The following is a 22331-nucleotide window of genomic DNA, read 5'->3' as shown; positions in this document are numbered from 1 at the left end:
CCGGTGAATCCTGAGGGGAACGGGTGCAGGGGATGAAATCGGGACCGGGCAGGTTGTACATTACGCACTGTCCCCGCCTTATTTCTAGGATGCACCCCATCATGACCGCCCCCGAAGTCGTTATTTCCTCGTCGATCCAATGCGCAAACGATCGCCCCTTTGTGCTTTTCGGCGGCATCAATGTGCTGGAATCCCTGGATCTGGCTTTGCGCGCATGCGAGGAATACCAGCGCGTGACGACGAAGCTGGGCATCCCCTACGTGTTCAAGGCGTCGTTCGATAAAGCCAACCGCTCGTCGATTCATTCCTACCGCGGCCCGGGCCTGGAAGCCGGGATGAAGATTTTCGAAGCCGTGAAAAAGGAATTCGGCGTGCCGGTGATTACCGACGTGCACGAACCCTGGCAGGCCGCGCCCGTGGCCGAAGTGGCCGACATCGTTCAGTTGCCGGCCTTCCTGGCAAGGCAGACGGATCTGGTCGTTGCGCTGGCCAAGACGCAGCGCATCGTCAACATCAAAAAGCCCCAGTTTCTAAGCCCGACGCAAATGCTGAACATCGTCGAGAAGTTCACCGAGGCCGGTAACGACAAGCTGATTCTGTGCGACCGTGGCACCAGCTTCGGTTACGACAACCTGGTGGTCGACATGCTGGGCTTTGGCGTGATGAAGAAAGTCACGGGCAACCGCCCGCTGATTTTTGACGTGACGCATGCGCTTCAACAGCGTTCGGCGCTGGACGCCGCATCCGGCGGCCGCCGCGAGCAAGTGGCGGAACTGGCCCGAGCGGGCATGGCGGTGGGCTTGGCTGGCCTGTTTCTGGAAGCCCACCCTGATCCGAAAAACGCCAAGTGCGATGGCCCCAGCGCCTTGCCGCTGGACAAGCTTGAACCCTTCCTGACGCAGCTCAAACAGCTGGATGATCTGGTGAAATCCTTTGCCGCGATTGATATCGAACCGTGACGCTGGCTGTCATGCCGCCTTCGTCAACTTGTTATACGATCCGGGCCAAACATTAGGGAGGCCTGGATGTCTTTGTACGTGATCGTCGCCGTTCGAAAAGAACCCGTCAGCGGGCAAATCGCCTATGTGCGGTGGGGCCAGGCCGAGCCAGGTGTGCCGGGCTGGGTTACCGAACCCGTTACGGCGGCGGCTTCCGAAGTCATTGATGTCATCAAAGACGGGGTGGACGTGGAAACGGCCATCAGCGTCGATGGCATGCGCGTGGCGCTGCGTCCGGTGCGGGTGCTGGTCGATGGCGACGGACGCGAGCATCTCGCCTCCGTGCCCGTGCCCAGCTCCACGCTGCACACGCTCTTCGACCTGCCCGAGTTTTAAGCGGCGGCGCGGCGCCCTTCGGCGAAATCGCGCAGTGCGCCGTCCGTCAGGCGGTAGCGCACCCATTCATCCAGCGGCCGTGCGCCGATCGATTGGTAAAAATCGATAGCGGGCTGGTTCCAGTCCAGCACGCTCCATTCCAACCGCCCGCAGTCGTTGGCCACCGCTTCCCGGGCCAGGTGGCGCAGCAGGTCGCGTCCGGCGCCGATGCCGCGTTGCTCGGGCGTGATGTACAGGTCTTCCAGATAGATGCCGTTCTTGCCCAACCAGGTGGAATAGCTGTAGAAATAGACGGCGTAGCCAATGGTCTTGCCGTCTACCTCGCACATCAACGCCTTGGCCGGCGCTTCTGGCGCAAACAAGGTGCGGGCGACGTCGTCGGCACTGGCAATCACCTCATGGGCGGCGCGTTCGTAGACGGCCAGTTCAGTGATGAATGCGTAGATCTGGGCCGCGTCCGAGACAGTGGCGGGGCGGATGGCGATATTCACGTTGACTTCCTCCAAAAGGGAAGGCCATGCTACCCGCTAATTTCGGTGTTTGCAGGACGGTGTCCCGGCCCGTTTCCGGGAATTCCCGCACTTGCGCGGGGCAGGCCTCGGCGCGACCCTGACAAGGGAATCCGCCCTCGAGTCCGGACGCGTACACAAAGGGGTTGTCCTCTATGGCTGAGTCTGGTGCTGCCGCAGGTCAAACACCACCGTCCACTGGGCGCAAAGCGCGCCGAGTGTCCTGGATCTGGCTCGTGCCGGTCATTGCTGCTCTGGCGGGATTGTTCCTGGTGCTGCAGGTCTGGTTGAACGCCGGCCCCACCGCAACGATTTACTTTCAGACGGCCGAAGGGCTGGAAGCGGGCAAGACTCAGGTCCGCTACAAGGAAGTCACCATCGGACAGGTCGAGCGCGTTGCGCTGAATACCGAGCGCTCTGGCGTGGTGGTGACCATTCGCGTCGCCAAGGACGCTAGCCACCTGCTGCGCGACGGCACCGTGTTCTGGGTGGTGAAGCCGCGCCTGACGGTAAGCGGTGTGTCTGGCTTGGGAACGCTATTGTCGGGGTCGTACATCGGGCTGGACCCGATCGGCAGCAAGGGCAAGGCAGGCGTCAGCCCCGGCCGGAAGACCGAATTCGTCGGCCTTGAACTCCCGCCCGAAGTGGCACAAGACCGGGCCGGCAAGCGCTTTACGTTGCGCGCGAGCGACCTTGGTTCCCTGGATGTGGGCTCCCCCATCTATTACCGTCGCATCGCCGTGGGCCAGGTGGTTGGATACCAACTGGCGAAGGACGGACGGGGCGTTGAGGTGCAAGTGTTCATTGATGCCCCCAACGATGCTTATGTGAACGATGGCACGCGGTTCTGGAACGCCAGCGGCGTGGATTTCAGCGTGGATGCGCGTGGCCTGCAAATGCGGTCGCAGTCGCTGGTGTCGGTGATTGTCGGGGGCGTGGCGTTCGAAACATCAGCCCAGCGCAGCCACACTGCGGCGGCCGCCAATGCGTCGTTCGATCTCTTTCCCAACGAAGAGGCGGCCCGCGCGCAGCCTGATGGCGTACCGGTGCCGATCCGCATGCGATTCGACCAGTCGGTGCGCGGCCTGGTGGTCGGCGCACCCATCGATGCTTATGGCGTGACGATCGGCAAGGTGGATGCGATCAGCCTGGATTTCGATTCCGAGACCAAGCAGTTCTACGCGGTGGTGTCTGCGACGTTGTATCCCGAACGCCTGGGGGGCGAGACATACCAGGAGATCAAGCAATTTGCCGGGACGGATATGAAACACCCTAGCGGCCGGATACTCGCGGCGATGATTGAGCGCGGCACGCGGGCGCAACTGCGCATCGGCAACCTGCTCACGGGCCAGCTGTATGTGGCGATGGTGGAAATTCCGAACGCCAAACCCGTTACGTTCAAGATGGAAGATCGTCCCTTCCTCCCGACGGCGCCGAACAACCTGGATCAATTGCAGCAGCAGTTGAACAACATTCTGGTCAAGCTGGAGAAGGTGCCGTTCGATGAGATCGGGATGGAACTGAGCGGCGCGCTGAAGGGGGCGTCGCGGCTCGTCAAGAGGATGGACTCGCAACTGGCGCCCGAGCTGCAAGCCCTGTTGCGCCAGGCCAACCGTTCGTTGGGCGTGGTGGGCGGTCTGCTCGCGCCCGACGCGGACTTGCCAGCAAATGCCGATACGGCGTTGCGCGAGCTTGGACGAGCGGCGCGGTCCTTGCGCGAACTATCCGATTACTTGCAGACGAATCCCGATTCGCTGCTGCGCGGGCGGGCGCCTGATCCGGCACTACGCCGGTAGTTTCTGCATTCGATCGGGACGTTTGACCGCAGATTTGGCCTGATAACCGGGCAGCGAGGCGGGTACGGCACTTGCTGAACAGCGGGTGCGACCGGCTGCCGGACAACGGGGCGACGGAGCGGTATTCGAGGGGGGACGATCGAATGGACCATAGTGAAATGATGGCGCGCATGATCTCGCAGCCCGTTGCGCCGGGCAAAGTCGACGGCTGGGATGGCATTCTGTCTGCCTACGCGGATTGCTTGTTGCAAGTCCAAGCCAAACTCTCGGATGCCGATGTGACACGCTTCCTGGCGGTTGGCGCCCTGGTGTTTCGCAGCTGCTGTCAGGAAGAGGCCCGGCAACGCTGGACGGCCGAGGAATTGGCCTCCTTTCACCGCAAGCGGCAGTTCGGCGTCTAGATCGGTAGCGGCCGCCGCTGGCGGCCGCGTGGGCTGACGCCCCGCGCCAGCTTCAGTACAGACACTGACTAAGCGCGAACTTGCGGCCAAACGCGTGGACTTCGTCTCCGTCCACCGAGGCCCCAACGTCCCAGTGATTACCGCGGGTCACAAGAAACGATTGACCCGTCAGCGCATGCCGCAGCGCAAACTGCCAGAACGCGGATTCCGACCCCATGGGTTCCAGATCGTGCGGCCCGATCATGAGCCGCGAAGGGCGGGGGGTGGCGCCCATCGTCCATCGCAGCGCAATCGCCATGAAGGCGAAGCGCGCCGATATCGATGATGGTTGAACGCAAAGCACTCGGATCTTATTGCTCATGAACGTCACCTTCTTCAGGTGCCGTCAGCGTAGCAAAGACGCGTGTGACGTTCCATACCGCGTTTGGTGGATTTCGGTGCGTACCTTCGCAGATTTATCGCTACTTCCCGGGCTCAACGTACCGCGGCTGGCGCCCGCGTGACGCGCGGCAGCAGCAGTAATGCCAGCGCCGGCGCCACGGCGAATGCGGCGAACAGCCAGCGCGCCGCCTGCTGCGCGCCAGCGATGCCGCCCGGGTCGGCCAAGCCGGCGCTGTTGGTGATGACGCCCGCCAGCGCGGCCGTTACTGCCGCCGAATAGAGCTGAACGGTGGTGATCGATGACGACGTCAACGTCTCTTCGCCCTGCGGCGCGGCGTTGAACACCTTCGTCAGCAGGTGGGGCCAAGCCAGGCCGATGCCGAATCCCACGCCCGCCAATGCCAGGACAAACGCCGCGAATCCTGCCAGCGAAGTCAGGATGGATGCCTGCGGCGTCATGATGGCAAGCCCCACCAGCGATGCCAGGATCACGACCGGGCTCAGCCACACCAACCGGTTGGCGGCCGCGCCGCTGCGCGTGGCGCTGGGCATGGCGGCAAGCGTCCAGCCCGCCGCCATGGCCGCCGTCATGTAGCCGGCCGTCAGCGGCGTCATGCCGTGGATGACTTGCAGGAAATACGGCACGAAGATTTCGGTGGTGATGGCGGCCACCACCAAGCACATCACCGCATACAGCGCGCCTAGCGGCGCCCGGATCGAATAGGCGCCGGTAGGCAGCAGGCGCTTGCGCGCCCGCGTGTCCACGAAGGCGATCAGCGCGGCAATTGCCAACCCGCCCGCGATCCCCGCCAGGTTCCAGCCCAACTCCGTCGACAGGCTCGCCAGGGTGACGGCCAGCACCGACGCCACCAACAGGCCCAGTGTGCTCAACGGCAACGAGGACGGCGGGGCAGGGGGAACGGACGCACGCCCGCCGACCTTGAACGTCACGATAAGCGCCAGCGCGGCCGCCACGGGCAGCAGCGCCCAGAACGCCAGCCGCCAATGCCCCGTCTGCGCGAAGATGCCGCCGATTGCCGGCCCGCACAACGTCGCCACGCCCCACATGCCTGACACCAGCGCCATGGCGCGCGACCACAATGGCGCGTCAAACACCAGCCGTATCAGTGCGTAGCTCAGCGCAAACAGAATGCCGCCACCCAGGCCCTGCACGCTGCGCCCGGCCAGCAACGCGGGCATGCTGGGCGCCAAGGCACAGATGACCGCGCCCAGGGTGAAGACCGCCACGGCCAGCAGATAAGCCGCGCGCGGCCCCACGGTTTCGATCAGCTTGGCTGATAACGCGGACCCAATGATGGACGTCACGACGAACAGTGTGGTGTTCCAGGCGTAGTATTCCAGCCCGCCGATGTCCTGGATAACGCTGGGCAGAATGGTGGTGACGATATAGACGTTGATGGCGTGCAGCGCCACGCCGCCCGCGAGCGCAATGGAGCGCAGGGCATTTGCTCCGTGCAGCAGGTCAGCCCATGACGCGCTGGGCTCAGGATGGGGGATGGCAGCCAAAACAATCTCCGGGTTTTATTTATACAAGTTAAGACTTGGATAATACGCGGATTCTGGCCAGTTGATCACCAACGCGCGGATCGCGGTAGGGATTTACCGCCGCAGCAGCCCGCGCAACAACAGATCCACGGCATGCAGCGCGTGTTCAAGACGCGCCTCACCATCCGGAGCGTCGGCAATCCAGAACGCGCTCTCGGTCAGGCTGCCATTGATCAGATGCGCAAGCGCGTGCGGATCGGCCGCGTCGATCACGTGGTCATCCATCAAGCGTTGCAGCAAGCCGCCCAGCGAGGCAATGCACTGTTGCTGCGTCGAGGGCGAGGCGGGTCCGAGCACCGCACGCGCATCCTGCAAGACGATGCGGCGGATCTCGGGTTCAAGCGCCATGCGCAAATAGGCGCGGCAACGTTCGCGCAGCGCCGTCCAGACGTCGGGCGCCTGATCCGAAATCGCGTTCAGCCGTTGATCGATTTCGTCATCGATTTGCGCGGCGACTGCGGCCAGCAAGCCTTTCTTGTCACCGAAATGGTGATACAAAGCCCCTCGCGTCAATCCTGCCGACGCGGTGAAATCGTCCATGGACGTCGCGGCATAGCCGGCTTGCTGAAAGGCAAGGCGGGCGGCGGCCAGCAGTTTGGCCCGGGTGGCTGCGATCATCTCGGCGCGGGAACGCGACATCCAGGTCTCCTATGACATACGGCGCGTAGGTTAATTGACATACGCAATGTATGTGAATACGATTCGGCCGTCTACCCCCGTTTCAAAGGTTATCGGTGCCCAATCCGTATCGCGAGTTGTTCCAGGCGCCTGGCGCTTTAGGTTTTGTGTTGGCTGGCGCCATCGCCCGCCTGCCGTTGCCGATGATCGGCATCGGCATCATTACGATGTTGTCCGAGGTGCGCGGCGCGTACACGCTCGCGGGTGCGGTTGCCGCAACGTTCGCGCTGGCCACGGCGTTGCTGGCGCCGCGGATTTCTCGTCTGGTGGACCGCCACGGCCAGGGGCGGGTGCTGCCGGTGGCGGCCATGGTTTGCGTGCTGGCGCTGATTGGCCTGAGCGCCTGCGTGCATTGGAATGCGCCGGATTGGACTCTGTTTGTCTTTGCCGCCTTGGCAGGCGCCTTGCCCAGCATGCCCGCCATGATCCGCGCGCGCTGGACGGAGATTTTTCGGGATCAGCCTCAGTTGCGCACGGCCTATGCCTTGGAATCGGTGGCGGATGAGCTCAGTTTTATCGTGGGCCCGCCCTTTGCGGTGGGCTTGAGCGTTGCGTTGTTTCCGCAGGCTGGCCCGCTGGCCGCCGCGTTGCTGCTGGCGGTGGGCGTGACCGCATTCGTCCTGCAACGCGCCACTGCGCCCGCCGTGCAGCATCGCGAAGCCGGGCGTGTCGAGTCCGTGCTGCGCATGCCGCCGATGCGTTCGCTGGTGGCCATGATGTCGGCCATGGGCGTCATCGTGGGCACGATCGACGTGTTGAGCGTGGCGTTTGCCCGGGCGCAGGGGGTGCCTGCCGGGGCAAGCCTGATCCTGTCGGCCTATGCCCTGGGTTCCTGCGTGGCGGGCTTGGTGTTTGGGGTGATGAAGTTCCAGATGCCGCTTCCCCGCATGCTGTCCATTGCCGCCGCTGTGACGGCGTTCACGACCTTGCCGTTGCTGCTGGTGAACGACCTGATCACGTTGTCGCTGGGGGTGCTGTTGGCCGGCCTGTCGTTTGCGCCCACCATGATCATCGGGATGGCGCTGGTGGAAACCAGCGTGCCGGGTCAGCGTCTGACCGAAGGCTTGACGTGGCTGGTGACGGGCCTGGGCGCGGGTGTTGCGGCCGGCGCGGCGCTGGCGGGTTGGGTGGTGGACCATTACGGCGTGGGGGCGGGGTTCTGGACCGCCGTCGTGGCCGGCGCTATTGTGCTGCTGGTAGCCGTGGCCGGGGCGCGCGGGGCGGCGGCGGGGCGCGAGGTTTCGTGACACCGGCCCCTCGTTAGAATTTGGGCTCCGGCGCGCTGCGGGGCGCGCCGTTCACAGGAGCACAACATGTCCAGAACCGTCATCAATCCCGATACCGTTTTCAACACCGTCCAGTACGGCTTTAGCCAGGCCGTCATCGTGACGGGGCAGCGCAGGATGCTGCTGTCTGGCCAAGTGGGTGTCGACATCCACGAGCGTACGGTCGGACCCGGCCTGCAAGAGCAAACCGAAGCCGCGCTCGACAACATCGAGCGTGTGCTGGCGGCGGCAGGCGGCAAGATGGCGCAGGTGATCATGCTGCGCATCTACATTTGCGATACGGTCCGTGAAGAGCAGGAAGTCATTGCGCAGGCGCTGCGCGACCGCTTTCCGGCCGACCCGCCGCCTTCGTCGTGGGTCATCGTCAGCGGGCTCTCGTTACCGGAATGGCTGATCGAAATCGAAGCGGAAGCCATGCTGGATTAAGCCGGCTGGGCCTTGTCGCGCCAGGGCGTCGCGGCGAAGGCTTCGCGCAGATGCGCCAGGAAACCTGCGGTGCGCGCAGACAGATCCTGGCGCGATTTCACCAGCGCCACCACATTGGCGTCGGGCAAATTCCAGCCGGCCAGCAAGGGCACCAGCGAGCGTGCCTTCAGATGTTCGGCAACGTCCCATTCCGATCGTGCGACGATGCCGTGGCCAGCCAAGGCCCATTCAAGCGCCGCTGCGCCGGTATTGCTGGACAGCACCGGCGCGATGCGCACGCCCACCGCCGGCCCGCGGCCGCGTTTGAAGCGCCACAAAGTGACGTCCTCGTCGTTTTCGCGCAAGGCGATGCAATCGTGGTCGCGCAGGTCTTCAGGTTTGGCGGGGGCGCCGTGGCGCGCCAGATACGCGGGCGAGGCGCAAAGAATGCGCCGATTCGGCGCCAGCGGATAGGCCACCAGCGTTGAATCCCGCAGCTCGCCGATATGAACCATGACGTCCCAGTTGTCGGTCGCCAGCCGCGGCGGGCCATCGGACAGCGTCAGGCTGGCGGTGACGTTTTCCGCGGTCTTGCGAAAACTGGCGACCAGACCCGCAACATAGCGCTGGCCGAATCCAAGCGGTGCAATGACACGTAAATGTCCCGCCACCACGCCGCGCCGTCCCGCGAGTTCGTCTGCCAGATCGCCCAGCTCCCCACAGATCTGCCCTGCGCGCAGCGCCAGCAGCCGGCCTTCGTCGGTCAGTGCGGTGCCGCGTCCGGAGCGGTTCACCAGCCTCACCCCCAGACGCTTTTCCAGCGCGTGCAGGCGTTGCGTGACGGCGGGCGGCGTCACATCCAGCGCGCGCGCAGCCTGCGCAAGCGACGGCGTAGCGGCCAAGCTCAGGAAAAAACGCAGGTCATCCGTGGTAATCATTCAGATTGATATTAAGTGAAAATTAAGTCCACATTAAACACGCAAAGGCGTGGGCGCGCCATACTGCGAACATCCCCACGCCGCACTGACCCGGCGTTTCTTGATTTGCCTGAACGAGACATACCCATGACTGCCACCGCCACCCTGGATACGCTGGAAACTCCCTGCCTGTTGCTGGACGAAACCCGCATGACCCGCAATATCGAGCGCCTGAACGCCTTGATGGCCGGCCATGGCGTGCAACTGCGTCCGCATCTGAAGACGCCCAAGTCGATCGAGGTGGCGCGCCGTGTCATGAGCCGCCCGCAGGGGCCTGCCGCAGTGTCCACCTTGCAAGAGGCCGAGCAATTCGCGGACGCTGGCGTCACGGATCTGCTCTATGCCGTCGGCATCGCGCCTGCCAAGCTGGAGCGCGTGCTGGCGCTGCGCCAGCGCGGCGTTGACCTGACGGTGGTGGTCGACAGCATCGACGCCGCGCGCGCCGTTGCCGCCCGCGCCAAGGTGGCGGGCGAGGGCATTCCCGCCCTGATCGAGATCGACTGCGACGGCCACCGCGCCGGGGTGCAGCCGGGCAATCACGAACACCTGCTGGCAATTGCGCATGTGCTGAATGACGCTGGCTGCCTGCGCGGCGTGATGACGCATGCGGGCGAATCCTACGGATGCCGCAGCCTTGAAGCCATTGCAGATATGGCCGAACAAGAACGCGCGGCCGCGGTCGGTTGCGCTGACGCGATTCGGCAGGCCGGCTTGCCGTGCCCTGTCGTGAGCGTGGGTTCCACACCCACCGCCCACTTCGCACGCCACCTTGACGGCGTAACGGAGGTGCGCGCGGGCGTGTATGTTTTCTTCGACCTGGTCATGGCGGGCCTTGGCGTATGCGCCGTTGACGACATCGCGGCCACCGTGTTGACCACCGTCATCGGCCATCAGCCCGATAAAGGATGGATTTTGGTGGACGCCGGATGGATGGCCATGTCACGCGACCGCGGCACCGCCAAGCAGCCGGTTGACCAGTTGTATGGTCTGGTGTGCGACGCCCAGGGCAAGCCGTATCCTGATCTTCTTCTGGCGGAAACCAACCAGGAGCAGGGCATCATCAAACTGCGCGCGGGTAGCAATGCAAGCCTGCCTGATCTGCCGATTGGCGCGAAGCTGCGCATCGTGCCCAACCACGCCTGCGCGACCTGCGCCCAGCACGATGCCTACGAGGTCGTGCGTGGCAACGACCCTGGCGTGGTGGCTCATTGGGAACGTTTCCGCGGCTGGTAAGCCTGGCTCTGAAAAGGACGTCGACATGGACATCATTCACACTCCCAACGCCACGCCGCCTGCTGGCCACTATTCGCAGGCAGTGCGTGCCAATGGCTTTGTTTTTGTTTCTGGGCAATTGGGCTTTTTGCCCGCCGCAGAGGCGGGGGCGCGGCCCAGTCTTGCCGTCGGTGCAACGGCCCAGACCGAAGCGGCGCTGCGTAGCGTCAAAGCCATTCTCGAGGCCGCTGGCGCGTCCATGGGCTCGGTCGTCAACGTTACCGTGTACATCCCCGACATCGGGCTGTGGGACGAGGTCAATCGGGTCTACGAACGCGCGTTCGGCGATCATCGCCCCGCACGGGCCGTGGTGCCCACGCGCGAATTGCACTATGGCGCGCTGGTCGAAATCAGCGTCGTCGCGGTTGCCGCTCAAAGGTGATGGCAGGCGCGATCCGACGCCTATAATGCGGGCGCCTCAATGCCTTCGGGGGAGCACGTTCGCATGCAGTACGAATATCTGTTCTGGTCCATGGCCGCGATGGTGGCGGCCGCGCTGATCGGCGGCTCGCTTTGTGGCCGCTTGCGCTCGGTCAAGCATGTGCTGATGGGGGTTGCCGCCTTGGCCGCCGCCATTTTCGCCGCGGTGCTGCTGCTGGCGCGGCATGGGGGGTTTAGCGACTTGGCGGCGATGCTGTCCATCGCCGCCTTCATGTTCAGCCTGGTGATCGGCACAGCCGCATCGCTGCTTACGCGGCGCATCCTGCAGCGCCGCTAAGCCCAGGCGTCGGCCTTATTCTTCGGCGTCGAACTCGTCGGCGTCGTCTTCGTCGTCCTCATCCTGTTCCAGGGCGTCGTAGCCCTTCCAGGTGATGCGCCAGCGCGCCGCGCCTGCGTTGGCGGCGGTTTCGCTCACCTGTTTGACCAGACCGGCATCCTCCAGCAGATCCAGGTGGTGCGCAATGACCTGCAAGCCCTGTTCTTCGGGGTGCGGCGCCAAGGCGGCGTTCTTGATGTCGTGCGTGCTCAGGTTGGGGCCGGGCGCGTCGCGCAGGGCGCCCAGAATCGTGACGACCAGGTCGAAATCGCGTTGCATGATATTCACCGTTTTGGAAATAGGTAGGCCGACAATAGCAGAGTTCCGTGGCGCCGATGCGACAGGGCGCAAGGCCGGGTTACAGTCCAAGGTTCTCGACAACAGAACACGTAAAACTCTATGAAGAAACCCGCTGAACGCGATTGCCTCGCGGTGATCCCTGGCTACACGGGCCAGGCCGCCAAGCTCTTCCTGACGCGCGGCGAAGACGAAAGCATCACTGGCGTGACGGTTTATGACCTGCTAGGCCACATCAAGCTGCAAGCTGATGCTGAGGCCGCATCGGCCTGGATCCGCGACTGGCTCGCCCAGGAAGCCGACAACCGCAAGGCCCGCCGCACGCAGTTGCAGGCCCAGATGTTCATCTGCAAGCTGGTCGGCGATGACAAGGCGGCCTTCCTGGCCGCCCAGAAGCCACTCATCCGCGTCCTGACCAACGCCGGGGTGCGCTGCCGTACCGTGGCAGCAACGTCTGGGGCCGCGCGCCAGTCCCTTGGTCCGAATGTCAGGAAGCATTAGCCTAAGGCTGTTATAGTCGCGCCTGGGCGTGAGATTGCACCTGCACGGTGCGTGCGTCCAAGCGGGCTAGACCCCGCAGATCAAGGAAGAGTGAACATGGAAATAGTAAGTCGGCACCTTGCCGACGTGGCGGGCGGCGTCGAGCTGCTCACGACGCTGGATGGCGAGCCCATCAGCGTCTATGTCGTAGTGGGCGTAACCGATCTCAATGCGATCGCGGACATCGTCCCCATCGAAAAAGTCGAAGCTGGAGCGGATATACACGCTTCAAATGTCGACAATGTTGATAATGCGCAAGAACAAATCGACCAAGTCCTGGAAAATATGAATCCCGGCGACGTGGCGGTTTTCCTTTGCTCGGGTTCCGATACTTTTGGTGCGGCGCTCGATCTGTTGGGTTTACCTATCGACGAGTAAGCCTGACGGCAAACCAAAGTGCCGATCTGAACGGTGTATGAAAGACGTACGCGTTTAGACGGCATTTATATAAGCCTTGATTGTTTTTTTATGTTGTATGGGTGTTTACACCTATGCAGGGACAAGTTTTGCCTATGAAAACGTGTAAATTTTCAACGCAGTTTCTCTTTGTTGCATTATTGGCACGTATTTTTTAGGATTATGTTGACTTGTGAGGGGAACATAACGATAGTGTCGGCACACGATCACAAGCGTTGCGATTTTCGTTCAGTGCCGTGCCTTTTCCGGCTCAGCGTTATTGTTCTACTGTCCCCTCCTTGATTGATTCGTGACCTCCGGGCATTTGCCCATTATCTCTAGGAAATACAGTATGGAAACCGGCGTCGTTAAGTGGTTCAATTCGGAAAAAGGCTATGGCTTCATCACCCCGGAAGCGGGTGGTAAGGATCTGTTCGCTCACTTCTCCGAAATCCAGGGTTCTGGCTTCAAGTCTCTGGAAGAGAACCAGCGCGTCAGCTTTGTGACGGCCAATGGCCCCAAGGGCCCGCAAGCCACGAAGATTCAGGTCCTGTAAAGGTCTGACTTTTCGGAAAAGCCCCTTCGGGGGCTTTTTTGCGTTTGGACGCGGTATTCTCTCTGCGTTCCGTCGTTCAGCTTGTTCGGGCTCCCTGGCCAGATCCTGGCCGCGCCTGGCAGCTTCTCAAGCGCCGCCACGCCTCTGGCGACGCCATCGCCATCAGGACCCTCGCCATGACCTCTTCCTCGCCCCAGCCCCTTGCTATGCGCCCGCAAGACGTCGTTGCGTTCTGGCGGGATGCGGGGCCGCAACGGTGGTACAGCAAAAGCGATGCGTTTGACGCTGAATTCCGCAAGCGCTTCGAGGCGGCTCACTGGGCTGCCGCCGGGCGTGAATTGGATGCGTGGCTGGAAGATGCCGACGGGGCGTTGGCGCTGATGATTTTGTTGGACCAGTTTCCGCGTAATGCCTACCGCGGCACGGCGCATATGTTCGCTACCGATCCGCTGGCTCAGAATTTTGCTGAACGTGCGATCGCCTCAGGGCTGGATTTGGCTGTGGACCCGCAGATGCGACAGTTTTTCTACATGCCGTTTGAGCACTCGGAAAGCCTCATGATGCAAAACCGAGGCGTTGCGCTAATGGAATCTTTGGATGCGGATACGCTGCGCTGGGCCGTGTTGCATCGCGACATCATCAAACGCTTTGGCCGTTTCCCCCATCGCAACGCCGCGCTAGGCCGGCAGACGACGCAGGCCGAGCAACAGTTCCTTGATGCGGGCGGGTTTTCGGGCTGAGGCCGGCGTGGCGGCAAGCCCTGGCGGGCGGCCGGGTTGAACATCGTCTCGGTATCGCCATGTATCTGTTCATACCAATCTGAAAAATATCCCGTGCCGGCGGCCCCCTTGGGCCTGCTGCCGCGTGCTTGCCCGATCCGTATGCACCCGTGCCTGCGTCCTTCCATCATTCGCATATTTGACGTTTTTTGGCGTTCACCAATACACTGGGTTCAGCGAGATTTTCAAGAGACGCGGTCTGCGTTACTTGTCGCCGTCAGTGGTGCTGCGGTTGCTTCCTCTCCCATCCTTGATGATCTGGCGCCCCGCGAGAAATCGCTTCTTCTAGGTTCAAGGACACTCCATGGCAACCGGCATCGTTAAGTGGTTCAACGCCGAAAAGGGTTATGGCTTCATCATGCCCGATGACGGCAGCAAAGACCTTTTCGCTCATTACTCCGAAATCCGCAGCGAAGGCTATAAGTCGCTGCAGGAAAACCAGCGCGTCACCTTCGAGGTCGGTACCGGCCCGAAAGGTCCAAGCGCGAAGAACATCAAGGTCGCGGCCTGATGTCTTTCGGGTAGCGCGCCGGCAAGCCCGGTGTTCGGCCCATAAAAAAGCCCCCATACCTGCGTATGGGGGCTTTTTTTGTCCTGCGTTTTCTAAGTCCGTGTTCTCGGTGCTTTTTTTCAGTGCTTGTGCGCGGGCGGCGTGGCCAGGCGATCCACCACTGCAATGCCGATTGCCGACAGGATGAACAGCGCGTGGATGATGGTTTGCCACATGACGCCGGCTTCGGTGAAGCGCGCATTCGGCGTGCCGATCGTGCCGGCTTCGATGAACGTGCGCAGCAGATGGATGGACGAGATCCCGATGATGGCCATGGCCAGCTTCACCTTGAGCACGCTGGCATTGACGTGGCTGAGCCACTCCGGCTGATCAGGGTGATTCTGCAGGCGCAGGCGCGACACGAAAGTCTCGTATCCGCCGACGATCACCATCACCAGCAAGTTCGAAATCATGACCACGTCGATCAGGCCCAGGACGAGCAGCATGATCTCCATTTCGCCAAAGCTGTTGGCGTGCGTCAGCAAGTGCCACAGTTCTTTCAGGAACAGCATGACGTAGACGCCTTGCGCGACGATCAGGCCCAGGTACAGCGGCAGTTGCAGCCAGCGCGAACTGAAGATCACGCTGGGCAAGATGCCTAAGCGGGGAGGGGGGTTCTCAATCATTGTTGGGTGCGAGCCGTTTTGAGTTTGCAATAAAAGTGCGGCGGCAATTCTATCAATGCCTGACCGCGGCAGGCAGCAGTTTTTTATGACGGATGCGTGACGCAGAAAAAGGGGGCATTAGCACGCTTGCGCAGCGCTTGCAGCGCTTTTATGTAAGCGAAACTGGCATTTGCGAAACTCTGTGGCGAAACGCTTTGAGAGCTTTGGCCGTATATAGAATTGCCGCCTCACTCGCATAGAGCCAGTCAAGAGGAGTTTGTTCCCATGAAGATCCGCTACACCGTTGCCGCGTTGACCGTTGCGCTTGCCCCTTTCTCCGCGTCGCATGCCCTCGATATCGGTGGCCTGGTGGGCGCCGGCAGCAAGGTCGTGCAAGCGGCCACCCTGAGCGATGCTGAAATCAAGACGCTGTCGGACAAGGCTTGCGCGCAGAGCGATTCGCAGGAAAAGATCGCCGCGCCGGGCAGCAAGTACGACGTGCGCCTGCAGAAGATCGCCAAGTCGCTGGGCGGCACGGTCAATGGTCAGAAGGCCAACTACAAGGTCTACATCACCAAGGACGTCAATGCCTGGGCCATGGCCAACGGCTGCATCCGCGTCTACAGCGGTTTGATGGACATGATGACCGACGACGAAGTGCTGGGCGTGGTTGGCCACGAAATCGGCCACGTGGCCCTGGGCCACAGCAAGAAGGCCATGCAGACCGCCTACACGGTGTCGGCCGCGCGTGACGCCGCCGGTGCTGCCGGTGGCGCAACGGTCGCCGCGCTGAACTCGTCGCAGTTGGGCGACCTGACCGAGAAGTTCATCAACGCGCAATTCTCGCAATCGCAGGAAAGCGCGGCCGACGACTATTCGTTCGATCAGCTGCAGGCCAAGAAGCTCAATACCCGTGGTCTGGTGACCGCGTTTCAGAAGCTTGCCGAGCTGGATGGCGGCAAGAGCGATATGATGAGCTCGCACCCGTCCTCGGCTAAGCGCGCTCAGCACATCGAAGATCGCATCGCCAAGGCAAAATAAGACGTCAAATCGACGTTAGCCCTCCCTTTTCGGGCGGAAAACGGGGCGCGAGCATCCGGGCAAATCCGGGGCTCGCGCCCCTTTGCGTCAGGGTTCCGGAAGTTTCCGGTAAAATGCCGCGTTTATCCGCCCGTAATCTCATCTCTCGGAAAATAGGTCTTTTAATGCAGCCTGTGGTTGAAACCCTCTCCGGCCTGGAGCGCCGTGTTGATCTGGCCGTCTCGGTGGCCGACGTCGAAAAGGAAGTCCAGGCGCAATTGAAGCGCGTGGCTCGCACCGCCAAGGTCCCCGGCTTCCGCCCGGGTAAAGCTCCGCTCGCCATGCTCGAGCGCAGCCATGGCCCCAGCATTCGCTACGACGTGATCAATAGCCAAGTTGGCCGTGCCTTCGAACAAGCCATCGACGGCGCGAAGCTGCGCGTTGCTGGCGCCCCGAACCTCGAACCCAAGACTGAAGGCGTTACCGACGACACGCTGGCGTTCACCGCCACGTTCGAGGTCTACCCCGAAGTCGCCGTACCGGATCTGTCGGCGCTGGCCGTCACCCGCTACGACACGGCTGTCACCGACGCCGAAGTGCAACAAACCCTGGACGTTCTGCGCAAGCAGCGCGCCACGTTCGAAGCCCGTGAAGGCCGTGCGTCGCAAGACGGCGACCGCGTCACGCTGGACTTCGCCGGCACCATCGACGGCGTGCCGTTCGAAGGCGGCAAGGCCGAAGACTTCCCGTTCGTGCTCGGCCAAGGCCGCATGCTGCCGGAATTCGAAGAAGCCGCTCGCGGCCTGAAGGCTGGCGAAACCAAGGTTTTCGAACTGAAGTTCCCGGACGACTACCAAGGCGTTGAAGTTGCCGGCAAGACTGCCGAATTCACCATCACCGTCAAGGAAGTGGCTGAAGGCGTTCTGCCCGAGCTGAACAGCGAATTCGCCAAGTCCCTCGGCCAAGCCGAAGGCGACGTCGAAAAGCTGAAGGCCGACATCCGCAGCAACATCGAACGCGAAGTCAAGGTCCGTTCGGCTGGCCGCACCAAGTCCAGCGTCATGGACGCCCTGGTCGAAGCCGGCAAGTTCGACGTGCCGAAGGCGCTGGTCGACAACGACGTGCAAGGCCGTGTCGCCGCTGCCCGCGAAGAGCTGAAGCAGCGTGGCATCCCCAACGCCGAGTCCGTGCCGATCCCGGCAGAAGCCTTCTCGACCGAATCCGAACGCCGTGTCCGTCTGGGCCTGTTGGTGTCGGAACTGGTCAAGCAAGAGCAACTGCAAGCCAAGCCCGAGCAAGTGCGCGCGCGCATTGAAGAGTTCGCAGAAAACTACGAACAACCCGCTCAGGTTGTCAGCTATTACCTGGCTGACCGCCAGCGTCGTGCTGAAATCGAGGCTATCGTGCTGGAAGACAACGTCGTCGCGCACGTGCTGGAAAAGGCCAAGGTCACCGAAGAGAAGGTGCCTTTCGATCAGTTGATGGGGATGGCGTAACACTATGCAGAGATTCACCGATTTCTATGCGGCAATGAATGGCGGGTCTTCGGTGACCCCCACCGGCCTGGGCTACATTCCCATGGTTATCGAGCAGTCGGGGCGCGGCGAACGCGCCTACGACATCTATTCGCGTCTGCTCCGCGAACGGCTCATTTTCCTGGTGGGTCCGGTCAATGACGCAACGGCCAATCTGGTTGTGGCGCAGTTGCTGTTCCTGGAATCGGAGAATCCTGACAAGGACATTTCTCTGTACATCAATTCGCCTGGCGGGTCGGTGTATGCGGGAATGGCCATTTTTGACACCATGCAGTTCATCAAGCCGGACGTATCGACCCTGTGCACGGGCCTCGCGGCCAGCATGGGCGCGTTCCTGCTGGCGGCTGGCAAGAAGGGCAAGCGTTTCACGCTGCCCAACTCGCGGATCATGATCCACCAGCCGTCGGGCGGCGCCCAGGGGCAGGCGTCCGACATCCAGATTCAGGCTCGCGAGATCCTGGATCTGCGCGAACGTCTTAACCGGATTCTGGCTGAGAACACCGGCCAGTCGATGGAGCGCATCGGCCTGGACACGGAGCGTGACAACTTCATGTCCGCCGAAGATGCGGTATCGTATGGATTGGTGGACAAGGTGATGAGCTCCCGCTCGGAAGGCTGACTTCCCGGTTGATCTGAACCCGCTGCCATCAAGTTTGAGTAAGCGCATGCGCCGGGCCCGTTACCGGTCTGGCGCATCTTTACCTGAGATACGAAACAAATATGCCTGAAAAAAAGGGATCGGCAGACGCAAAAGTGCTGCATTGCTCGTTTTGCAATAAAAGCCAGCATGAAGTCCGCAAGCTGATCGCGGGTCCGTCGGTATTCATCTGCGATGAGTGCATCGACTTGTGCAACGACATCATCCGCGAGGAAGCGCAGGCTACCGCGCGCGCGGCGATTCGTTCCGAACTGCCCACTCCGGCTGAAATCAAGACCTTCCTGGATCAGTACGTCATTGGGCAAAATTCGCCCAAGCGCATGCTGGCCGTAGCGGTCTACAACCATTACAAGCGCATTCGTCACGGCGAGATCAAGGGTGACGAAGTCGAGCTCTCCAAGAGCAACATCATGCTGATCGGCCCCACCGGGTCCGGCAAGACGCTCTTGGCTCAGACGTTGGCGCGCATGCTGAACGTGCCGTTCGTCATGGCTGACGCCACCACGCTGACCGAAGCGGGTTACGTGGGCGAAGACGTCGAAAATATCATTCAAAAGTTGCTGCAGAACTGCAACTACGAAGTCGAGAAGGCGCAGCGCGCCATCATTTACATCGACGAAATCGACAAGATTTCCCGCAAGTCCGACAACCCCTCCATCACGCGCGACGTGTCGGGCGAGGGCGTGCAGCAGGCCTTGCTGAAGCTGATTGAAGGCACGGTTGCCTCGGTGCCCCCGCAGGGCGGCCGCAAGCACCCCAACCAGGACTTCGTTCAGGTCGACACGACCAATATCCTGTTCATCGTAGGCGGCGCCTTCGACGGACTGGAAAAGGTCATCCGCGACCGCACCGAGAAATCGGGCATCGGTTTCTCGGCGTCGGTACGCGCCAAGTCCGAGCGCGGTGTGGGCGAGCTGTTCTCCGAAGTTGAACCGGAAGATCTGATCAAGTTTGGTCTGATCCCCGAGCTGGTCGGCCGTCTGCCCGTTGTTGCGACGCTGGACGAACTTGACGAAGCGGCGCTGGTGCAAATTCTGACCGAGCCCAAGAACGCCTTGCTCAAGCAGTTCCAGAAGCTCTTTGCCATGGAAGGCGCCGAACTCGACTTGCGGCCTGCCGCATTGAAGGCGATCGCCCGCAAGGCGCTCAAGCGCAAGACCGGGGCTCGTGGCCTGCGTTCGATTATCGAACAGACCTTGTTGGACACCATGTATGAGTTGCCGTCGCAAGGCAATGTCAAGCGCGTGGTAGTTGACGAGAACGCGATTGAAGGTGAGGGCAAGCCCTTGCTGATCTACGCGGACGAAGCCAGCGAGACCGATAAGCCCGAGCGCGGAGAAGTCCGCGACGCGGCAGCCTGATATTTCAAAAGAGCCCGTTCCTGTAACGGGTTTTTTTGCCTTTCGGCCGCCCTCCCGGGCATTTTTTTTCCCCTTTCGGATATCTGGCAGCCGAGATCTTGAATTTTCGGCTATTGTTCCCATAACAGACGTAACTGACGTGGATAGCCCGGGGTATACCCGGGCCTCCTGTCCCCGATACGCCGAGTCATACAGAGGAACCTCCTATGTCTGCCAGCCAGACCCTGCCTTCCGACCCGATCGACCTCCCTCTGCTCCCACTTCGTGACGTCGTGGTGTTTCCGCACATGGTCATCCCGCTGTTCGTCGGCCGTCCGCGCTCTATCCGCGCGCTCGAGGTTGCGATGGAAGCGGGCAAGAGCATCATGCTGGTGGCCCAAAAGTCCGCCGGCAAGGATGATCCCACCCCCGAAGACGTCTACGAGATCGGTTGCGTGGCCGGTATCCTGCAGATGCTCAAGCTGCCCGACGGCACCGTCAAGGTGCTGGTCGAAGGCACCCAGCGTGCCCGCATCAACAGCATTGAAGATGCGGACTCGCACTTCACCTGCCAGGTGACGCCGATCGAGCCGGACGCCATGCAAGGCTCCGAGACCGAGGCCCTGCGCCGCGCGATCGTCGCCCAGTTCGAACAGTACGTAAAGCTCAACAAGAAGATCCCCCCGGAGATCCTGACCTCGCTGGCTGGCATCGATGATGCCGGACGCCTGGCCGACACGATCGCCGCGCATCTTCCGCTGAAGCTCGAGCAGAAGCAAAAGATGCTCGAGATCGTTGGCACGTCCGAGCGCCTTGAAGGTCTGCTCACCCAGCTCGAAACCGAAATCGACATTCTCCAGGTCGAGAAGCGGATTCGCGGCCGCGTGAAGAAGCAGATGGAAAAGAGCCAGCGCGACTACTACCTGAATGAGCAGGTCAAGGCCATTCAGAAGGAGTTGGGCGAAGGCGAAGAAGGCGCGGACATCGAAGAGCTTGAAAAGAAGATCATCGCTGCCCACATGCCGAAAGAGGCGCGTAAGAAGGCCGATGCCGAGCTCAAGAAGCTCAAGCTCATGTCGCCCATGTCGGCCGAAGCCACGGTGGTGCGCAACTACATCGATACGCTCATCAACCTCCCCTGGAGGAAGAAGAGCAAGATCAACAACTCGATCGCCAACGCCGAGACGGTGCTGGACAACGACCACTATGGTCTGGAAAAGGTCAAGGAACGCATTCTCGAATATCTTGCCGTGCAACAGCGCGTGGACAAGGTGAAGGCGCCGATTCTGTGCCTGGTTGGCCCTCCTGGTGTGGGCAAGACCTCGCTCGGGCAGTCGATCGCCAAGGCGACGAACCGCAAGTTCGTGCGCATGGCGCTGGGCGGTGTGCGCGACGAGGCCGAAATTCGCGGCCACCGTCGTACGTACATCGGCTCGATGCCGGGCAAGATCGTTCAGAACATGTCGAAGGTTGGCGTGCGCAATCCGTTGTTCCTGCTTGATGAAATCGACAAGCTGGGCATGGATTTCCGCGGCGACCCCTCGTCGGCGTTGCTCGAAGTGCTGGACCCGGAACAGAACCACACGTTCCAGGACCACTACATCGAAGTCGACTTCGACCTGTCCGACGTGATGTTCGTGGCCACCAGCAACACGCTGAATATTCCGCCGGCCCTGTTGGACCGTATGGAAGTGATCCGCCTGTCCGGTTACACGGAAGAGGAAAAGATCCATATCGCCCGCGATCATCTGCTGCCGAAGCTGATGAAGAACAACGGCGTGAAGGACAGCGAGTTGACGGTTGATGACAGCGCGCTGCGCGATATCGTTCGCTACTACACCCGCGAAGCTGGTGTGCGTGCGCTCGAACGCGAAGTGGGCAAGATCTGCCGCAAGGTCATCAAGCAGTTGCTGACCCAGACGGATCGTGCCAAGGCCGAAGGCAAGACCCTTGAGGTCAAGCCGGTCAACGTCACGGGCGACAACCTGAGCGACTATCTGGGCGTGCGCCGCTACACGTTCGGTATGGCCGAAAAGGAAAACCAGATTGGTCAGGTGACGGGTCTGGCGTGGACGGAAGTCGGTGGCGACCTGCTGACGATCGAAGTCGCGGACATGCCCGGCAAGGGCGTCATCCAACGCACCGGTTCGCTGGGCGACGTGATGAAGGAGTCGGTTGAAGCGGCTCGTACGGTGGTGCGCTCGCGTGCTCGCCGTCTGGGCTTCGCTGACAGCGTCTTCGAGAAGCACGACATGCACGTCCACGTGCCGGAAGGCGCGACGCCCAAGGACGGTCCGTCCGCAGGCATCGCAATCACGACGGCCATGGTGTCGGCGTTGTCGCGCATCCCGGTGCGCGCCGATGTCGCCATGACCGGCGAGATCACGCTGCGCGGCGAAGTGCTGCCGATCGGCGGCCTGAAGGAAAAGCTGTTGGCGGCGCACCGTGGCGGCATCAAGACGGTCTTGATCCCGGAAGAAAACGTCAAGGATTTGGCGGAGATTCCGGACAACGTCAAGAACCACCTTGAGATCGTGCCGGTCCGTTGGATCGACAAGGTGCTGGAGTTGGCGCTGGAACGTCTGCCGGAACCCCTGGCAGAGGACGAAGCCGTAAAGGAACCTCTGGTTGCCAAGCCGGCCGAGCCGGGTTCGACTGATCCGGTGCTCAAGCACTGATCGTGAAGCCCAGGG

At 61.8% G+C, this 22331-nt stretch carries 26 protein-coding genes; 19 read left to right on the top strand and 7 right to left on the bottom strand.

Annotated features, from left to right (window positions below):
• Positions 1 to 101: 101 nt before the first annotated feature.
• Entirely contained in the window at positions 102 to 959 is an 858-nt protein-coding gene (gene kdsA / locus HV765_RS07715) for a 3-deoxy-8-phosphooctulonate synthase (RefSeq protein ID WP_054425092.1), read from the top strand.
• 66 nt (positions 960 to 1025) lie between these two features.
• Positions 1026 to 1334: a carbohydrate isomerase gene (locus HV765_RS07710; RefSeq protein ID WP_054425093.1), complete on the top strand. Its 309-nt coding sequence runs from the start codon at positions 1026 to 1028 to the stop codon at positions 1332 to 1334.
• Here the strand turns inward: HV765_RS07710 and HV765_RS07705 are convergent.
• Positions 1331 to 1825 (bottom strand): GNAT family N-acetyltransferase, encoded by a 495-nt coding sequence (locus tag HV765_RS07705; protein WP_175169287.1) that lies wholly within the window; start codon positions 1823 to 1825, stop codon positions 1331 to 1333. The genes HV765_RS07710 and HV765_RS07705 overlap by 4 nt on opposite strands.
• A 173-nt stretch (positions 1826 to 1998) precedes the next feature.
• Between HV765_RS07705 and HV765_RS07700 the strand changes: the two genes are divergently transcribed.
• Positions 1999 to 3639 carry a PqiB family protein gene (locus tag HV765_RS07700; protein ID WP_175169286.1) on the top strand — a complete coding sequence of 547 codons (1641 nt, stop codon included), beginning with the start codon at positions 1999 to 2001 and terminating at the stop codon, positions 3637 to 3639.
• A 143-nt stretch (positions 3640 to 3782) separates the two neighbouring features.
• Positions 3783 to 4040, top strand: a complete 258-nt coding sequence (locus tag HV765_RS07695) for a hypothetical protein (RefSeq protein ID WP_054425097.1) — start codon at positions 3783 to 3785, stop codon at positions 4038 to 4040.
• Positions 4041 to 4092: 52 nt separating this feature from the next.
• Here HV765_RS07695 and HV765_RS07690 read toward each other — a convergent pair whose 3' ends face one another.
• From HV765_RS07690 to HV765_RS07680, 3 genes are all read right to left on the bottom strand, one after another.
• Positions 4093 to 4401 (bottom strand): hypothetical protein, encoded by a 309-nt coding sequence (locus tag HV765_RS07690; RefSeq protein ID WP_175169285.1) that lies wholly within the window; start codon positions 4399 to 4401, stop codon positions 4093 to 4095.
• Positions 4402 to 4514: 113 nt separating this feature from the next.
• Positions 4515 to 5948, bottom strand: a complete 1434-nt coding sequence (locus HV765_RS07685; protein ID WP_175169284.1) for an MFS transporter — start codon at positions 5946 to 5948, stop codon at positions 4515 to 4517.
• A gap of 93 nt (positions 5949 to 6041) precedes the next feature.
• On the bottom strand, positions 6042 to 6626 hold the full coding sequence (locus HV765_RS07680) for a TetR/AcrR family transcriptional regulator (protein WP_175169283.1): 585 nt from the start codon (positions 6624 to 6626) through the stop codon (positions 6042 to 6044).
• Positions 6627 to 6721: 95 nt separating this feature from the next.
• Here HV765_RS07680 and HV765_RS07675 point away from each other — a divergent pair, with 95 nt between their 5' ends.
• Positions 6722 to 7912, top strand: a complete 1191-nt coding sequence (locus tag HV765_RS07675; RefSeq protein WP_054425105.1) for an MFS transporter — start codon at positions 6722 to 6724, stop codon at positions 7910 to 7912.
• Positions 7913 to 7978: 66 nt separating this feature from the next.
• The gene (locus HV765_RS07670) at positions 7979 to 8377 is read left to right on the top strand and encodes a RidA family protein (RefSeq protein WP_054425107.1); all 399 of its coding nucleotides are present in this window, start codon (positions 7979 to 7981) and stop codon (positions 8375 to 8377) included.
• Here HV765_RS07670 and HV765_RS07665 read toward each other — a convergent pair.
• Positions 8374 to 9294, bottom strand: a complete 921-nt coding sequence (locus HV765_RS07665) for a LysR family transcriptional regulator (RefSeq protein ID WP_054425110.1) — start codon at positions 9292 to 9294, stop codon at positions 8374 to 8376. The genes HV765_RS07670 and HV765_RS07665 overlap by 4 nt on opposite strands.
• A 126-nt stretch (positions 9295 to 9420) precedes the next feature.
• Between HV765_RS07665 and HV765_RS07660 the strand changes: the two genes are divergently transcribed.
• From HV765_RS07660 to HV765_RS07650, 3 genes are all read left to right on the top strand, one after another.
• A complete protein-coding gene (locus HV765_RS07660) occupies positions 9421 to 10566 on the top strand; it encodes a DSD1 family PLP-dependent enzyme (protein ID WP_175169282.1) in 1146 nt (381 codons plus the stop codon).
• A 25-nt stretch (positions 10567 to 10591) separates the two neighbouring features.
• On the top strand, positions 10592 to 10987 hold the full coding sequence (locus tag HV765_RS07655; protein WP_175169281.1) for a RidA family protein: 396 nt from the start codon (positions 10592 to 10594) through the stop codon (positions 10985 to 10987).
• Positions 10988 to 11050: 63 nt separating this feature from the next.
• On the top strand, positions 11051 to 11323 hold the full coding sequence (locus tag HV765_RS07650) for a hypothetical protein (RefSeq protein WP_054425115.1): 273 nt from the start codon (positions 11051 to 11053) through the stop codon (positions 11321 to 11323).
• Between the two features lie 15 nt (positions 11324 to 11338).
• Here HV765_RS07650 and HV765_RS07645 read toward each other — a convergent pair whose 3' ends face one another.
• A complete protein-coding gene (locus HV765_RS07645; RefSeq protein ID WP_054425587.1) occupies positions 11339 to 11641 on the bottom strand; it encodes a DUF2513 domain-containing protein in 303 nt (100 codons plus the stop codon).
• A gap of 120 nt (positions 11642 to 11761) precedes the next feature.
• Between HV765_RS07645 and HV765_RS07640 the strand changes: the two genes are divergently transcribed.
• The 5 genes from HV765_RS07640 (at position 11762) to HV765_RS07620 (ending at position 14441) form a co-directional block, all read left to right on the top strand.
• A complete protein-coding gene (locus HV765_RS07640; protein ID WP_175169280.1) occupies positions 11762 to 12160 on the top strand; it encodes a hypothetical protein in 399 nt (132 codons plus the stop codon).
• 96 nt (positions 12161 to 12256) lie between these two features.
• Positions 12257 to 12577, top strand: a complete 321-nt coding sequence (locus HV765_RS07635; RefSeq protein WP_054425120.1) for a hypothetical protein — start codon at positions 12257 to 12259, stop codon at positions 12575 to 12577.
• A 370-nt stretch (positions 12578 to 12947) separates the two neighbouring features.
• Complete coding sequence (locus tag HV765_RS07630; protein WP_006220190.1) at positions 12948 to 13151, top strand: cold-shock protein; 204 nt, start codon at positions 12948 to 12950, stop codon at positions 13149 to 13151.
• Positions 13152 to 13327: 176 nt separating this feature from the next.
• Complete coding sequence (locus HV765_RS07625) at positions 13328 to 13891, top strand: DUF924 family protein (RefSeq protein ID WP_217483362.1); 564 nt, start codon at positions 13328 to 13330, stop codon at positions 13889 to 13891.
• Positions 13892 to 14234: 343 nt separating this feature from the next.
• On the top strand, positions 14235 to 14441 hold the full coding sequence (locus HV765_RS07620) for a cold-shock protein (protein WP_006225311.1): 207 nt from the start codon (positions 14235 to 14237) through the stop codon (positions 14439 to 14441).
• A 119-nt stretch (positions 14442 to 14560) separates the two neighbouring features.
• Here the strand turns inward: HV765_RS07620 and HV765_RS07615 are convergent, their stop codons facing one another.
• Positions 14561 to 15106 (bottom strand): TIGR00645 family protein, encoded by a 546-nt coding sequence (locus tag HV765_RS07615; RefSeq protein WP_054425124.1) that lies wholly within the window; start codon positions 15104 to 15106, stop codon positions 14561 to 14563.
• Between the two features lie 264 nt (positions 15107 to 15370).
• On the opposite strand from HV765_RS07615, the gene loiP reads away from it, so the two are divergent.
• From loiP to lon, 5 genes are all read left to right on the top strand, one after another.
• Positions 15371 to 16126 (top strand): metalloprotease LoiP, encoded by a 756-nt coding sequence (gene loiP / locus HV765_RS07610; RefSeq protein ID WP_054425126.1) that lies wholly within the window; start codon positions 15371 to 15373, stop codon positions 16124 to 16126.
• 164 nt (positions 16127 to 16290) lie between these two features.
• Positions 16291 to 17601, top strand: a complete 1311-nt coding sequence (tig, locus tag HV765_RS07605; RefSeq protein ID WP_054425128.1) for a trigger factor — start codon at positions 16291 to 16293, stop codon at positions 17599 to 17601.
• 4 nt (positions 17602 to 17605) lie between these two features.
• Complete coding sequence (gene clpP / locus HV765_RS07600) at positions 17606 to 18259, top strand: ATP-dependent Clp endopeptidase proteolytic subunit ClpP (protein WP_054425130.1); 654 nt, start codon at positions 17606 to 17608, stop codon at positions 18257 to 18259.
• A gap of 101 nt (positions 18260 to 18360) precedes the next feature.
• Positions 18361 to 19659 (top strand): ATP-dependent Clp protease ATP-binding subunit ClpX, encoded by a 1299-nt coding sequence (gene clpX, locus HV765_RS07595; RefSeq protein WP_054425132.1) that lies wholly within the window; start codon positions 18361 to 18363, stop codon positions 19657 to 19659.
• A gap of 206 nt (positions 19660 to 19865) precedes the next feature.
• On the top strand, positions 19866 to 22316 hold the full coding sequence (gene lon, locus HV765_RS07590) for an endopeptidase La (protein WP_054425133.1): 2451 nt from the start codon (positions 19866 to 19868) through the stop codon (positions 22314 to 22316).
• The last annotated feature ends 15 nt before the right edge of the window (positions 22317 to 22331 follow it).

This window comes from Achromobacter kerstersii, from assembly GCF_902859595.1.
Taxonomy (GTDB): domain Bacteria; phylum Pseudomonadota; class Gammaproteobacteria; order Burkholderiales; family Burkholderiaceae_B; genus Achromobacter; species Achromobacter kerstersii.
This window is presented reverse-complemented; position numbering and strand designations above follow the sequence as displayed.

Excerpts from the sequence above, each read along its gene's own strand:
- clpP (WP_054425130.1), top strand. The coding sequence starts at position 17,606 with ATGCAGAGATTCACCGATTTCTATGCGGCAATGAATGGCGGGTCTTCG.
- HV765_RS07630 (WP_006220190.1), top strand. The coding sequence starts at position 12,948 with ATGGAAACCGGCGTCGTTAAGTGGTTCAATTCGGAAAAAGGCTATGGC.
- HV765_RS07645 (WP_054425587.1), bottom strand. The coding sequence starts at position 11,641 with ATGCAACGCGATTTCGACCTGGTCGTCACGATTCTGGGCGCCCTGCGC.
- HV765_RS07710 (WP_054425093.1), top strand. The coding sequence starts at position 1,026 with ATGTCTTTGTACGTGATCGTCGCCGTTCGAAAAGAACCCGTCAGCGGG.
- HV765_RS07695 (WP_054425097.1), top strand. The coding sequence starts at position 3,783 with ATGGACCATAGTGAAATGATGGCGCGCATGATCTCGCAGCCCGTTGCG.
- HV765_RS07670 (WP_054425107.1), top strand. The coding sequence starts at position 7,979 with ATGTCCAGAACCGTCATCAATCCCGATACCGTTTTCAACACCGTCCAG.
- HV765_RS07625 (WP_217483362.1), top strand. The coding sequence starts at position 13,328 with ATGACCTCTTCCTCGCCCCAGCCCCTTGCTATGCGCCCGCAAGACGTC.
- HV765_RS07620 (WP_006225311.1), top strand. The coding sequence starts at position 14,235 with ATGGCAACCGGCATCGTTAAGTGGTTCAACGCCGAAAAGGGTTATGGC.
- loiP (WP_054425126.1), top strand. The coding sequence starts at position 15,371 with ATGAAGATCCGCTACACCGTTGCCGCGTTGACCGTTGCGCTTGCCCCT.
- HV765_RS07640 (WP_175169280.1), top strand. The coding sequence starts at position 11,762 with ATGAAGAAACCCGCTGAACGCGATTGCCTCGCGGTGATCCCTGGCTAC.
- HV765_RS07680 (WP_175169283.1), bottom strand. The coding sequence starts at position 6,626 with ATGTCGCGTTCCCGCGCCGAGATGATCGCAGCCACCCGGGCCAAACTG.
- HV765_RS07690 (WP_175169285.1), bottom strand. The coding sequence starts at position 4,401 with ATGAGCAATAAGATCCGAGTGCTTTGCGTTCAACCATCATCGATATCG.
- HV765_RS07660 (WP_175169282.1), top strand. The coding sequence starts at position 9,421 with ATGACTGCCACCGCCACCCTGGATACGCTGGAAACTCCCTGCCTGTTG.
- HV765_RS07650 (WP_054425115.1), top strand. The coding sequence starts at position 11,051 with ATGCAGTACGAATATCTGTTCTGGTCCATGGCCGCGATGGTGGCGGCC.
- HV765_RS07635 (WP_054425120.1), top strand. The coding sequence starts at position 12,257 with ATGGAAATAGTAAGTCGGCACCTTGCCGACGTGGCGGGCGGCGTCGAG.
- HV765_RS07665 (WP_054425110.1), bottom strand. The coding sequence starts at position 9,294 with ATGATTACCACGGATGACCTGCGTTTTTTCCTGAGCTTGGCCGCTACG.
- clpX (WP_054425132.1), top strand. The coding sequence starts at position 18,361 with ATGCCTGAAAAAAAGGGATCGGCAGACGCAAAAGTGCTGCATTGCTCG.
- HV765_RS07700 (WP_175169286.1), top strand. The coding sequence starts at position 1,999 with ATGGCTGAGTCTGGTGCTGCCGCAGGTCAAACACCACCGTCCACTGGG.
- kdsA (WP_054425092.1), top strand. The coding sequence starts at position 102 with ATGACCGCCCCCGAAGTCGTTATTTCCTCGTCGATCCAATGCGCAAAC.
- HV765_RS07615 (WP_054425124.1), bottom strand. The coding sequence starts at position 15,106 with ATGATTGAGAACCCCCCTCCCCGCTTAGGCATCTTGCCCAGCGTGATC.
- lon (WP_054425133.1), top strand. The coding sequence starts at position 19,866 with ATGTCTGCCAGCCAGACCCTGCCTTCCGACCCGATCGACCTCCCTCTG.
- tig (WP_054425128.1), top strand. The coding sequence starts at position 16,291 with ATGCAGCCTGTGGTTGAAACCCTCTCCGGCCTGGAGCGCCGTGTTGAT.
- HV765_RS07655 (WP_175169281.1), top strand. The coding sequence starts at position 10,592 with ATGGACATCATTCACACTCCCAACGCCACGCCGCCTGCTGGCCACTAT.